This window comes from Alcanivorax sp. 97CO-5 (genome assembly GCF_000524665.1).
Taxonomy (GTDB): Bacteria; Pseudomonadota; Gammaproteobacteria; order Pseudomonadales; family Alcanivoracaceae; genus Alcanivorax; species Alcanivorax borkumensis.
On sequence record NZ_KI965881.1, the window covers coordinates 1 to 13,353 of the forward strand.

Consider the following 13,353-nt stretch of genomic DNA (forward strand, 5'->3'; position numbering starts at 1 on the left):
CCGGGGCCGTCAACACTTTTTTTCATGTCTTTTTTATCAAACGGTCATCTTCTGTCTGGACGGATAAAAAACCATCAGAAACGGCCTAAAACGCTCATTTATTATGCGTCCCAACCTCCTAACCAACAGCTCTCTTCTACCAAAACAGCCCCCCCCCCCCAAAATACCATCACCTCCTGTCTTCTCTGCCTTTTTGTTTTTTTTCATGGCCCCAGCAGCAAGGCTGCCATTGGCAGATAAAAAAAGGCGCCCTGGGGACGCCTTTTTTTATCTCGAACCTGACTAATGTTTACGCAGCTGCCAAAGTGTCATCAGTAAACCCGCGGCCACATAGGTCACTGCTACCCCCAACAACACTAACGGTGGGTCCAAAAAGACAATGGCAAAAGCAATAATCACCCCAAGAAGCATCTTGAAGGGGACTCTGCCAATATGGAATTCTTTAAAAGAGTGGTACTTCACTGACGACACCATCAGCAAACCGGCACCCCCAACCACAATGGCCACTAGCCAGGAAATATCCGCCCCCTCAATGCCACGACTAGCTCCCAGCCAGACAAGCGTCGCCACCAACCCCGCTCCGGTAGGGCTAGGCAAACCGATAAAAAAGCGTTTATCCGTGCTTTCCGCCTGTACATTGAACCGAGCTAGGCGCAAAGCAGCGCAGGCCACATAGATAAAGGCCGCCACCCAACCAAACTTACCCAGCCCTGATAGCGCCCAAGCATAAGCCACCAGTCCCGGAGCCACACCAAAAGCCACGCAGTCTGACAGCGAGTCATACTCCGCTCCGAACTTACTTTGGGTGTTGGTCATTCTCGCCACCCCGCCATCCATCCCGTCAAGGATACCGGCAATGATGATCCCCAAAGCGGCATTTTCGAAATGCCCATTCATGGCAGCCACAATGGCGTAGAAGCCGGCGAACAAGGCCGCTGTGGTAAACAGATTGGGCAGTAGGTACACGCCCTTGTGGCGAGTCCCTGTTCGATACTCAGCTTCAACCACTTCAAATGTGTCTTGAGTGTCCGTCGCTGCTGTCTTGTCGTTATCCTGCATGGTTATCCACCCATTTATGATGGCGCTAGTGTAACGCAGTACTCCCAAACAAAAAAACGCGGCCGAAGCCGCGTTTTTTGGGTCCCTAAGACAAGGGAGCCTCTGAGTGACCCCTTGCATACTCAACATGCAAGAAGTTTTTCAGTGAGCCCTTAGTTCTTGGTTTTGTCTACGATCTGGTTCGCCTGGATCCACGGCATCATGCCACGTAACTTCTCACCCACCTGCTCGATGGGATGCGCCGCATTGTTACGACGCGCCGCAGTCATGGACGGGTAGTTATGCGCGCCTTCAGCAATAAACATTTTTGCGTATTCGCCACTTTGGATACGCTTGAGCGCATTGCGCATGGCGGCACGAGACTCATCGTTGATCACTTCTGGGCCCGTCACATACTCACCGTACTCCGCATTATTGGAGATGGAGTAGTTCATGTTAGCGATGCCACCTTCGTACATCAGATCAACAATCAGCTTAAGCTCGTGAAGACACTCGAAATACGCCATTTCCGGCGCGTAACCCGCTTCGGTCAGGGTTTCGAAGCCCGCCTTCACCAGCTCAACAGCCCCACCACACAGTACCGCCTGCTCGCCGAACAAGTCGGTTTCAGTTTCGTCCTTGAACGTAGTTTCGATGATACCGGTACGGCCTCCGCCCACACCACAGGCATAGGAAAGAGCCAGTTCTTTAGCGCTGCCGGACGCGTCTTGGAAAATCGCGATCAGGTCGGGGATACCGCCACCCTTGGTGAACTCAGTGCGCACAGTGTGGCCCGGCGCTTTAGGAGCGATCATGATCACGTCCAGGTCCGCACGCGGTACGATCTGATTGTAGTGAATAGCAAAGCCGTGCGCGAAGGCCAAGGTAGCCCCCTCTTTCAGGTTCGGCTCAATGTCGGACTTGTACAGGTGCGCCTGGAACTCATCAGGCGTCAGCACCATTACCACGTCAGCGGCGGCAACGGCGGAGGGTACGTCAGTTACGCTAAGGCCATGGGCTTCAGCTTTGGCAATGGAAGTAGAACCAGTACGCAGCCCGACAACGACGTCTACACCGGAATCTTTCAGGTTACAGGCGTGGGCATGGCCTTGAGAGCCGTAACCGAGAATGGCTACTTTCTTGCCTTGGATAATGGAAAGGTCGCAATCCTTGTCGTAATACACTTGCATGCTCATAGCTCTGACTCTTTATAAATAGAAGAAAAAGGTAAAGGCCCGATACACATAAAGCACCAGCCTGATAGGCCGGTACTTTAGGGGATTCACATCATTGCGTAAAATGATATATTTGAAACACCACATTCCTTATTCTGCAACACAGCAAGTGTCTCACTCCTTCAGCAGCAAGCGGATACCTGATGGACACCAAACCCCTGCGGCTGTTCCTGACCCTAGCCGACACCCTGCACTTTGGGCGCACCAGCTCCATGTGCCACGTAAGCCCTTCCACACTCAGCCGTACCATTCAACAGCTGGAAGAAGAGCTGAACGTGCCATTGTTCTACCGTGACAACCGCAGCGTTACCCTGACTCGAGAAGGCCAACGCTTCCAGGAATATGCCCGCGACACACTGATGCGCTGGGATGGCCTGCGCCATGCATTACAGGAGGATCGCCGCATTCTGCAGGGTGAGCTGCGCCTGTATTGCTCCGTGACCGCCAGCTATAGCTTTCTCTACGATCTACTCAGCAGTTTTCGGCACCAATACCCTCGTATCGAACTAAAGCTGCATACTGGCGACCCGGCTCAAGCCGTGCAGCGCATCCAGCAGGGCGAAGAGGATATCGCGATCGGCGCACGACCTGATCACCTCCCCAGCGGCATCGCCTTTAGGCCCATTGCCCGGTCCCCTTTACTGTTTATTGCCCAGGCCGGACAAACCCAGTTGGCGGAACGGCTCAACGGTGTAGCCAAGCAAGCGGACTGGAAAGACACTCCCATGATTCTCTCGGAGGAAGGGTTGGCACGGGAACGGGTAGATCGCTGGTTTCGCCAGCTTGGCGCGAAGCCGCATATCTATGCTCAGGTCAGCGGCAACGAAGCCATCGTCAGTATGGTCAGCCTAGGATTTGGGGTGGGCGTGGTGCCGAAGATTGTGCTGGATAACAGCCCGCTAGCCGGACGCACCCGATCATTGGATGTGCAGCCCGCCCTTGCACCTTACGAAGTAGGGCTGTTTACCCAGGAGCGACGCCAAGAAGAACCGCTCATTAATGCGTTTTGGTCACAATTAGGTGATACCTGACGCCAGACAACAAAAAAACGGCTCACTCTTGGGGCCGCTTCGGGAGGGAGACCGAGCAAGGCGTGTTACGGTACCGGCTCATCTCCCGCGGTGCCGCCATTGCTAGGCTTCGCTTCGACATCGTCCGCTGCCTGCTCCTGGCGCAGATACCCGGCAGCGTCCTCATCAGCTCCCGCCGTCGGCAGTGACACCTGAGCTCGAGTTTGCTGATTGAGCTGATAAATTTGCGATGCATTACCCAAATCCCTCTCACTTGTAATCGACGCGATGGACTCGCGGTCCTTCAAGAAAGTGACCACATCAGCCCTAATTGAGGCTAACGCTTCTGGAGCCTTATGCATTTCCATCACGTAACGCGGGAATTCAAGGTTACGCATACCAGTGGCTGCGAACGTGGACGTCACCAACCTTGAGACCACAATCCAGGGTGTAATGCTGCTGCGTATTAAGGTATTTTCTGAACGAGTACTATCATGGATGCCCGTACCCGTGGACATTTTCGACTCCGTAAATGTGCCTTCACACTTGAAGTAAATCATCACCGATTCGAACTGCATTTCAGAAAAAAACAAGTGGGCCGCTCCGCGTAACAGCGCCGCGAAAGCTCTAAAAATAACGCCCCACACCAGTAAATTCACCGCCAACGACAGTGCACTGCTATCACCAGACAACAACGCCTCCACCGATACGCCTTGCTGGGCCAAAGCCTCATAAAGATCCACCGTGGCAAACGCTAACCACAAGGTTAGCCCTGTCGCTATCAGCACTAAGATATTACCCCCGATGAGCAGAGCCATTCGTACTTTGTCAAAACCTGCCCCCAAGTTCATCGGTTTCACTTTCGGCTGGATTTCCTGGATCATCTCACCCTTGAATCCCCCCTTGCCCTCCACCTGTTCAACCAATTGCGGGTCCAGTTCCCGATACACCCGGTTGGGCACTTCCTTATAACGACGGTTAGCCATAACTAGATTATCTAGGTTGATAAAAATTTCATTGGGGTGCACCGACTCCTGCCAATTTTCCCGCAACTCAGACACTTCCGACACCGGATTCGCCAACGCCAAACGACGACGAAGCAGCTGATAAATGCCCACGCTAGCCACTGCAGCAAACAGCAATGACACCAACAAATACGTTAACGGATAAAGGCCGTCGAGCACGCTAATCCACTGCTGCCACTGCTGAATACCCACATTGCCCACTTGGGAAACCGAGCCCAGCATAAGACCCACCATCACCGGCAGCACAATAGACACCGCTATCACCATAACCAGGTCGCCACCGCCCATGGACTCCACCTGCCGTTCCGGATGCCGAGCAATAGCGCGACCGGCTCTCCACCACAACACAATCACATAAATGCTCAAGATCACCGAATAGAGGGGAAAGATCACGGTACCCATATCACCGACAAAACCCGCCAGCGTGACAAACGCCACAAACAGATACGCCATGATAGCCACTGCTGTTTTCACCCAGGCGCCAAATAAGCGCTGCCCAAGGTTACGAATGGGATACGGCATGAACAACAACTTAGGAAGTAGACTGTGCAGCGCGCGCGCCAGAAACCCTTCTGGCTCCACAAAAGTGGGATTCTTACGACCAATCAACATTTCTTCTAGCGTACTGCCTTTGTAGCCCACATAACGGGACTCTTCCTGCGCAGTGCTGCTTTCCGAGGGGCTGTAATTATAGGCCAGCGAGGTGGGATGGTTCCGACCTACAAAATAGCGCAACATGGCAAAAGCACCCCCACTCAAGGCGCGAACCCCGCCCCCTAGAAGCACTACCGCAAACACTATATAAATCCAGCCCGCCACGGTATTTTCCTTCACCGTTGCCGCCGCTATCAGCAGCACAGCCAGCCCCACACAAGCACTCAGCCCACCCGTTACCGCAGTAACCAAGCCTTCTTTTTTAAACGGGTTCCGCAGTCCCAAATCAATGGACCCATAATCAAACGCCATAGCGACTCTCCTTTCCTTGGTGCGGCCGATTAGGCCGTGCGCTTTTCCGTGAATCGATTCTAAAGACTTTTATGTTGCTATCATGAAAAACAAAAAAAGCCGCTCCGAAGAGCGGCTTTTGCATCTAGCATTCAGCGTCAACCGCTGAGCACGACTACAAGCTCAAAACCTTCTCGCCACGAGCAATGCCGGATACTCCAGACCTCACCACTTCTAGCACCTGGGTTTCCCCAATAGCACCAATAAAGGCGTCCAGCTTGTCCGATGCACCCGTAAGCTGAATGGTATACACCGTACTAGTCACATCCACAATCTGGCCACGGAAGATATCCACCGACCGCTTCACTTCAGCCCGTTGGGCACCGGTAGCCTTCACTTTGATCAGCATCAGCTCGCGCTCAATGTGCGCGCCTTCTGTCAGGTCCACCAGCTTGACCACTTCGATCAATTTGTTGAGGTGCTTAGTAATCTGTTCGATCTTCAGATCATTACCGTAAGTGGTCAGCGTCAGGCGAGACAGGGTGCTGTCTTCCGTAGGTGCTACCGAAAGGGTTTCAATGTTGTACCCCCGCTGGGAGAACAGACCGATTACCCGGCTCAGTGCGCCCGGCTCGTTTTCCATCAGAATAGAAATAATTCGACGCATCAGGTCCGCTCCGTCTTGCTCAACCACATATCACGCATGGAACCGTCTGCAATCTGCATAGGGTATACGTGCTCGGTGGAATCAACATAAATATCCATGAATACCAAACGGTCTTTCAGGGCAAAGGCTTCGTCCATAGCCGCGTCCAGATCCTCGATCTTGGTGATCTTCATGCCCACATGACCATAAGATTCGGCCAGCTTGACGAAGTCCGGCAGGGACTCCATGTATGACTGGCTGTGACGGCCGCCGTACTGCATGTCCTGCCATTGGCGAACCATGCCCAGCGCCTGGTTATTAATGTTGATGATTTTCACCGGCAAGCCATACTGCAGGCAGGTGGACAGTTCTTGGATATTCATCTGAATAGAGCCTTCGCCCGTCACACAGGCCACCGTCGCCTCGGGGAACGCAAACTGCACCCCCATGGCCGCCGGCAAGCCGAAGCCCATAGTCCCCAGGCCACCGGAGTTGATCCAACGGCGAGGCTTGTCGTACTGATAGTACTGGGCTGCGAACATCTGGTGCTGACCCACATCGGAAGTCACATAGGCATCACCTTTGGTTGCCTTATATAGCGCCTGCACCACCTGCTGGGGCTTCATGGGACCATCTTCGTTGATCTCATAACGCATGCCATGCACCTTGCGCCAGCCGTCGATCTCTTCCCACCAGCGCTCAAGCGCCTTGCGGTCCGGCTCGCCACCGTGCTCATCCAGCGCCGCCAGCATCTCTTCCAGCACCTGCTGCACCGGGCCCACGATGGGGATGTGCGCCATGATGTTTTTAGAGATAGTCGCCGGGTCGATATCGATGTGAATGATCTTGGCGCCCGGGCAGAACTTCTTCACATTGTTAGTCACCCGGTCGTCCAGACGGGCACCCACAGCCAAAATCACATCCGAGTTATGCATGGTCATGTTGGCTTCATAGGTGCCGTGCATGCCCAGCATACCCACGTTCTGACGGTCGGTACCGGGAAAGCCCCCCAGTCCCATCAGGGTATTGGTCACCGGGAAATTAAGCCGGTGGGCCAACTGGGTCAGCAACTCGCTGCCTTCACCCTGCACCACGCCACCGCCGGCATAAATCACCGGGCGCTTGGCTTTCATCAACTCGTCCAGCGCCTTACGGATCTGCCCGGAATGGCCGCGGCTCACCGGAGAGTAAGAGCGCATCTTCACTTTCTTGGGATACTCGTAGGGATTCTTGACGTTCGGTGCCGTCTGATCCTTAGGAATATCCACCAGCACCGGGCCGGGACGGCCGGTGGTGGCGATGTAGAAGGCCTTCTTCATGATTTCGGGAATGTCTTTGGCATCACGAACCATGAAACTGTGCTTCACCACCGGACGGGACACACCAATCATGTCCGTTTCCTGGAAGGCATCATCACCAATCCAGTCAGAACGCACTTGCCCGGACAGCACTACCATAGGAATCGAATCCATAAAGGCCGTAGCCAAGCCAGTAATCGCATTAGTCGCGCCTGGCCCGGACGTCACCATGACCACACCGGCCTTGCCGGTGGCACGGGCATAGCCGTCGGCCGCATGGGTGGCCGCCTGCTCATGGCGGACCAGAATATGGTTGACCTTGTCCTGCTGGAACAGCGCATCATAAATGTGCAGTACGGACCCTCCGGGATACCCGAAGATGTACTCCACTCCCTCGTCTTGCAGCGCACGGACCACCATTTCCGCGCCGGATAACATTTCCACGGTTGCTACCTCAAATTTAAATGCATACTACCCACTGCCACGCAGCGGGACGGTGTTTTGGCTGGCTGTTGAACAGCCTGCTAGCTTGCTGCCTGCGGAAAGCACCGTATTTAGGTGCTCTGGAGCCCTGTCGGAGGTGGCCGACAAGAACACAGGCGGGAGGACTACACGGAAGATCTGCAAACCTGAAAGGGAATACTCCCGCTTTAGGAATGAGAAACCTCCGGAGGCTCCCACAGCGGGACGAGAGTGCAGTGGTACTGCTGGCAGGACATCGCGGTAACGGTGCCCCGGGTCCCGGCCTCACACACGCCGGTAAGCGAATGCGGGTCCCGATCTCCGGAAAGTCATAATCTTCGCAGAAATGTGCAGTCAATCAAAGCCCTTGGTCGACTTTAGGTTGCAGAAAATCCCCTTCTCACGTCATGCTAAAGTCTGATGGATCAACCGAAATCATAAGAAGACGGACATCATGACAAAATTCAGCCTGTTTCTCGGCGGCGCCTTACTTGCCCTTTCGAGCCTGAGCCCGGCGGCCAAGTTCTATAAATGGGTAGACGACAAAGGCGTTACCCATTACGACGCCCAGGCTCCACAGGGCGCGAATACGACCGAAATAAACACCCGCGCCACTGCCAGTTCGAGTCAGAGCGAGGCCATCGAAGCCCTTGAGACCAAAAGGAACGCGGCACAAAAAGCCAAAGAGGCTGCCGCGAGTCAAGCCAAGGAGCAAAAGCGACTGGAAACGGAACCAGAAGCGGTCGCTCAAGAACGCTGCGAACAACACCGCAAGAATCTGGAAACCCTGACCAACAAGCCCACCGTACGGCGTAAAAACCCGGAAACAGGTGAACTGGAAGTGATCGACCAGCAAGTTAGAGACGAGATGCTCGCCGAGACCCGTAGTGCCTTGGAGAAATGCGAAGGCCGCTAAGCTGAGACTAAAAGCCCGCCCACAAAAAAGCCGCCGGCGTTACCACCGGCGGCCTTTCTTTACTTGGCCCAAAGGGACGATTAACGGCCAAACGTAAACCGCCCCTCTTCCACATCCACGTGAATGGTATCGCCCTGAACGTACTCGCCTTTCAGCAGCGATTGAGCCAGCGGATTTTCCAACTGCTGCTGGATAGCCCGCTTAAGCGGACGAGCCCCGTAGACGGGATCAAAACCGGCATCCACCAGCTGATCAAGCGCCGCATCACTCAGCTCCAGGCTCATTTCCCGCTCCGCCAATCGCTTGCGCAAGAAACCCAACTGAATGGACGCAATGCCCTTGAGCTGATCTTTGGCCAGCGGATGGAACACCACGGTTTCATCTACTCGGTTGAGGAACTCCGGGCGGAAGTGGTTACCTACCACCTCCATCACCGCCGATTTCATCGTTTCATAATCACTAGCAGATTCGGCATCAGAACCTGCCAGCTTCTGAATCAGATCAGAACCCAGGTTGGATGTCATCACCACCACAGTATTGCGGAAGTCCACGGTACGGCCTTGGCCATCCGTCAGGCGACCATCATCGAGCACCTGCAACAGAATGTTGAACACATCCGGGTGGGCTTTTTCCACCTCGTCCAGCAACACCACCGAGTAAGGTTTACGTCGCACTAACTCGGTGAGGTAGCCGCCTTCCTCATAACCCACATAGCCCGGAGGGGCTCCCACCAGCCGAGCCACGGAATGTTTTTCCATAAACTCAGACATGTCGATGCGAACCATGGCCTCTTCGGTGTCGAACAGGAAGTTGGCCAGCGCCTTACAAAGTTCCGTTTTACCCACCCCGGTGGGGCCCAGAAACAGGAAGCTGCCGTTGGGTCGATTCGGATCTGACAACCCTGCCCGGGAGCGGCGTACCGCATTAGCCACCGCCTCAACAGCCTCATTCTGGCCGACCACCCGATCATGCAAGGCATCTTCCATACGCAGCAACTTGTCCTTCTCACCTTCCAACATTTTCGATACAGGAATGCCGGTCCACTTGGCCACCACCTCAGCAATTTCCTCGTCGGTGACCTTGTTACGCAGCAGCTGCGTCTCAGTTTGGGCTTGTTCTTCCCGGTCCTGGGCATCCTGAACTTTCTTTTCCAGTTCCGGAATTTCGCCGTACTGCAGTTCGGACATACGGCTCAGGTCGCCGGCGCGACGGGCCTGCTCCAGCTCCACACGAGCCTGCTCCAGCTCCGCCTTATATTCGGCTGCGCCCTGCAACGCGGCTTTCTCCGCCTGCCAAATTTCCTCTAGATCCGCGTACTCTTTTTCCAGCTCATCGATCTCATCTTCCAGCTTTTCCAGCCGCTTGCGGCTGGCATCATCGTCTTCCTTGCGCAGCGCTTCACGCTCCATTTTCAGCTGGATCAAACGGCGATCTAGGCGGTCCATTTCCTCCGGCATAGAGTCGATTTCCATACGGATACGGCTGCCGGCCTCGTCGATCAGATCAATGGCCTTATCCGGCAGTTGTCGATCGGTAATGTAGCGATGACTCAAGCGAGCAGCGGCAATGATGGCGCCATCGGTGATGTCCACGCCATGGTGAACTTCGTAACGCTCTTTCAAGCCCCGCAGAATGGCAATGGTGTCTTCCACCGTGGGCTCATCCACCAGCACTTTCTGAAAACGACGCTCCAGCGCGGCATCTTTCTCAATGTACTGCCGGTATTCGTCCAGCGTGGTAGCACCCACACAGTGCAGCTCACCCCGAGCCAGTGCCGGCTTGAGCATATTGCCCGCATCCATGGACCCTTCACCCTTGCCGGCGCCGACCATGGTATGCAGCTCATCAATGAAAAGAATGATGCGCCCTTCCTGCTTAGCCAACTCGTTGAGTACCGCTTTCAAGCGCTCTTCGAACTCTCCTCGATATTTAGCACCCGCGATCAGCGCGGCCATATCCAGCGAGAGCACTTGCTTGTCCTTCAAGCCTTCAGGGACTTCGCCATTCACAATACGCTGAGCAAGGCCTTCGACAATGGCGGTCTTGCCCACCCCGGGCTCACCGATCAATACCGGGTTGTTCTTGGTGCGACGCTGCAAGACCTGAATAGTACGGCGAATTTCGTCGTCCCGGCCGATCACCGGGTCAAGCTTGCCGGACTCCGCTCGCTCGGTCAGGTTCACGGTGTACTTATCTAGCGCTTCACGTTTGTCTTCCGCGTTGGGATCGTTCACCGTTTCGCCCCCTCGTACTTCAGCAATTTTTTCAGCCAGCACCTTACGAGTGACGCCGGCATTCTTAAACAGCTTACCCAGCTCACCGCTATCGTCGCAGGCCGCCAGCAACACCACTTCCGTAGAAAGATACTGGTCACCGCGCTGCTGAGCTTCCCGGTCGGCAATATTCAGCATCCGCCCGGTGGCTTGTCCCATCTGCACATCACCATTGAAGTTAGTCACCGTGGGCAGCTTGTCCACAGCCATTTTCAGGGCGGTAATCACATCGGCAACGTTGGCGCCTGCTTTTTCCAACAACGGCCGAGCGGCGCCTCCCTGCTGCTGCATCAACGCCAACATCAGATGAACTGGCTCAATGGTGCTATTACCCTGCCCCACGGCCAAGGATTGCGCGTCTGACAGCGCTTCCTGCAGGCGGGCAGTGAGTTTATCCATTCGCATTGTATCGCTCTCCTATCCGGTCGTGATCCACACAACGCCTCCCTGTCGGCAAGGCCAATGTGATCACCGGTTATCTATCAACTGAATCATAGATGGGTCCGATTGGGCCAGCTTCAAGGTTAATTGTTTTTTGGAAATAGCGAATTGATACCGCGCAATAACAAGCATGACCATAGCCTTAAAGCAAAGAGGCCGCGCCCAATCCTGGATCGCAGCCTCTTTGTTTTTGGATAAAAGAAAAAACAGCCCATATAGCGGAGTCCACTCACCCTCCCCGCTCAACAATCCCTGTTTTCATCCATCAAGCCAGATCAGTGAGGCGAACCGACCCGTTTGGCCTTCCTTACGATAGGAGTAAAAGCGGGACAAATCACAGGCCGTGCAAAGATCTCCACCATGAACATCGTCGATGCCCAACAGGGCCAGCTCAATAATGGCAGCGTGGGCCACAGAAAACCGCCAATGATTAGGGGTAGCATCTTTCTTGAAGGCAGGCTCAAAAGCCGGGCGACCCATGGTGAAAGCGCGATACACGTCATCCCCCACCTGATAACACTGCCCACAAATGGCCGGCCCTAGCCAAGCACTCACTGGCTCACCGCTGGGAGCAATACGAGCGACCCCTTCGGCGATAATGCCCGCTTGCAAGCCGCGCCAACCGGCATGCACCGCCGCCACCGCCGTGCCATCCTTGCGAGCGAGCAACACGGGCAAACAATCAGCCGTCAGCACGACACAAGGCCAACGCTGCTGATCGGTCCAAACACCGTCTGCCTCATTATTCTGTTCATCTGCCCGCATCACCCGTTTGCCATGGACCTGCCACAACCAGGCCGCAGGATGATCCGCCTGTAATTGTTTCTCCACATGGTGGCGCGCCCGCTCCACTCGCTCAGGCTGGTCACCACAATTCAGCCCCAAATTTAAACCGTTCCAAGGTTTAGGGGAGAGATCGCCAGCCCGGGTGGTCACACATACCCGCACTGCCGGGTGTGGATTCCAATCCGGGCACAACCACTCACTCTTGTCCGGTAGTGACATTTCCGGCTCCTTGATCATGAAGGGGCGCAGGCCCCTTCCCCCGCTCATATTGAACAACACACCTGATTGAGGCTAAGCGGGGGTGACCTATTCGTCTTTGATGTCATTTTCCAACGCGACAATCAGGCTAGTCATATCCGCCGGCAATTCGGCTTGAAACTCACAATACTCTCCCGTAGCCGGGTGGATCAGCCCCAATTTCCTGGCATGTAGCGCTTGGCGGGGAAATTTATGCAGCGCCTGACGCAACGCTTCGGTGGCACCGGCTGGCTGCTTGAGGCGACCTCCGTAGAGCGGATCACCCACCAGCGGATAGTTGCGATGGGCCATATGAACGCGAATTTGATGGGTACGACCGGTTTCCAGTTGCACCTGAATCCGGGTGTGAGCCCGGTAACGATCAAGCACCCGGTAGTGAGTCACCGCATTTTTTCCGCCGGTTTTCACTACCGCCTGCTTCTTACGGTCCACCGGATGACGCCCCATGGGCGCATCCACCTTGCCACCGCCAGTCATCACCCCCACCGCAATGGCCTCGTATTGCCGAAACAGACTTTTATCTTGTAGTTGCGCCACCAGGCTCTGATGAGCTTCTAGAGAACGGGCCACCACCATTAACCCAGTAGTATCACGGTCCAAACGGTGAACAATACCCGCACGGGGCAGGCTGTTAAGGCGTTCGTCCAAGTGAAGCAACCCGTTAAGCAATGTGCCATCTGCGTGGCCTGCGGCCGGGTGAACCACTAGCCCGGCGGGCTTATTAATCACGATCAGGTCGTCATCCTGATAGACCACATCCAGATCGATGGACTGAGGCTGATCATCCAATTCAGGCTCAATTTCCACCTCCAGAGTCAGCGATTCATTACCGGTCAGCTTCTCTTTGGGCTTGGTCTGGGCACCGTTGACCGTCAACACACCATTCTTGATCCAAGTCTGCAGGCGCGAGCGAGAAAAGCCCTCGAACAGCTCCGCCGCTACCTGATCTACCCGCTGCCCGGCGTGCTCCGGCTTCACCTGTTCGGTGCGCTGAATTTTTTCGCCGCCAAGATGTCCCAT

At 55.0% G+C, this 13,353-nt stretch carries 10 protein-coding genes; 2 read left to right on the forward strand and 8 right to left on the reverse strand.

Going from position 1 to position 13,353, the window contains the following annotated elements:
- Positions 1-282: 282 nt before the first annotated feature.
- On the reverse strand, positions 283-1,059 hold the full coding sequence (gene pssA, locus Y017_RS04410; RefSeq protein WP_035459239.1) for a CDP-diacylglycerol--serine O-phosphatidyltransferase: 777 nt from the start codon (positions 1,057-1,059) through the stop codon (positions 283-285).
- A gap of 152 nt (positions 1,060-1,211) precedes the next feature.
- Positions 1,212-2,228 (reverse strand): ketol-acid reductoisomerase, encoded by a 1,017-nt coding sequence (ilvC, locus tag Y017_RS04415; protein WP_035459332.1) that lies wholly within the window; start codon positions 2,226-2,228, stop codon positions 1,212-1,214.
- A 188-nt stretch (positions 2,229-2,416) separates the two neighbouring features.
- On the opposite strand from ilvC, the gene ilvY reads away from it, so the two are divergent.
- On the forward strand, positions 2,417-3,304 hold the full coding sequence (gene ilvY / locus Y017_RS04420; protein WP_011587770.1) for an HTH-type transcriptional activator IlvY: 888 nt from the start codon (positions 2,417-2,419) through the stop codon (positions 3,302-3,304).
- A 65-nt stretch (positions 3,305-3,369) separates the two neighbouring features.
- Here the strand turns inward: ilvY and Y017_RS04425 are convergent, their stop codons facing one another.
- From Y017_RS04425 to Y017_RS04435, 3 genes are all read right to left on the reverse strand, one after another.
- Positions 3,370-5,274 (reverse strand): hypothetical protein, encoded by a 1,905-nt coding sequence (locus Y017_RS04425; RefSeq protein WP_035459241.1) that lies wholly within the window; start codon positions 5,272-5,274, stop codon positions 3,370-3,372.
- Between the two features lie 154 nt (positions 5,275-5,428).
- Positions 5,429-5,920, reverse strand: coding sequence for an acetolactate synthase small subunit (ilvN, locus tag Y017_RS04430; RefSeq protein ID WP_011587768.1), 492 nt, complete (start codon positions 5,918-5,920; stop codon positions 5,429-5,431).
- Complete coding sequence (locus Y017_RS04435; protein WP_011587767.1) at positions 5,920-7,641, reverse strand: acetolactate synthase 3 large subunit; 1,722 nt, start codon at positions 7,639-7,641, stop codon at positions 5,920-5,922. Before Y017_RS04435 ends, ilvN begins: the two co-directional genes overlap by 1 nt.
- A gap of 472 nt (positions 7,642-8,113) precedes the next feature.
- Here Y017_RS04435 and Y017_RS04440 point away from each other — a divergent pair, with 472 nt between their 5' ends.
- Positions 8,114-8,575 carry a DUF4124 domain-containing protein gene (locus Y017_RS04440; protein WP_011587766.1) on the forward strand — a complete coding sequence of 154 codons (462 nt, stop codon included), beginning with the start codon at positions 8,114-8,116 and terminating at the stop codon, positions 8,573-8,575.
- Positions 8,576-8,655: 80 nt separating this feature from the next.
- On the opposite strand, the gene clpB is transcribed toward Y017_RS04440, so the two are convergent.
- The 3 genes from clpB to rluD form a co-directional block, all read right to left on the reverse strand.
- Positions 8,656-11,253: an ATP-dependent chaperone ClpB gene (gene clpB / locus Y017_RS04445; RefSeq protein WP_035459243.1), complete on the reverse strand. Its 2,598-nt coding sequence runs from the start codon at positions 11,251-11,253 to the stop codon at positions 8,656-8,658.
- Between the two features lie 294 nt (positions 11,254-11,547).
- Positions 11,548-12,294: a peptidoglycan editing factor PgeF gene (gene pgeF / locus Y017_RS04455; protein ID WP_011587763.1), complete on the reverse strand. Its 747-nt coding sequence runs from the start codon at positions 12,292-12,294 to the stop codon at positions 11,548-11,550.
- An 87-nt stretch (positions 12,295-12,381) separates the two neighbouring features.
- On the reverse strand, positions 12,382-13,353 hold the full coding sequence (gene rluD, locus Y017_RS04460; RefSeq protein ID WP_035459245.1) for a 23S rRNA pseudouridine(1911/1915/1917) synthase RluD: 972 nt from the start codon (positions 13,351-13,353) through the stop codon (positions 12,382-12,384).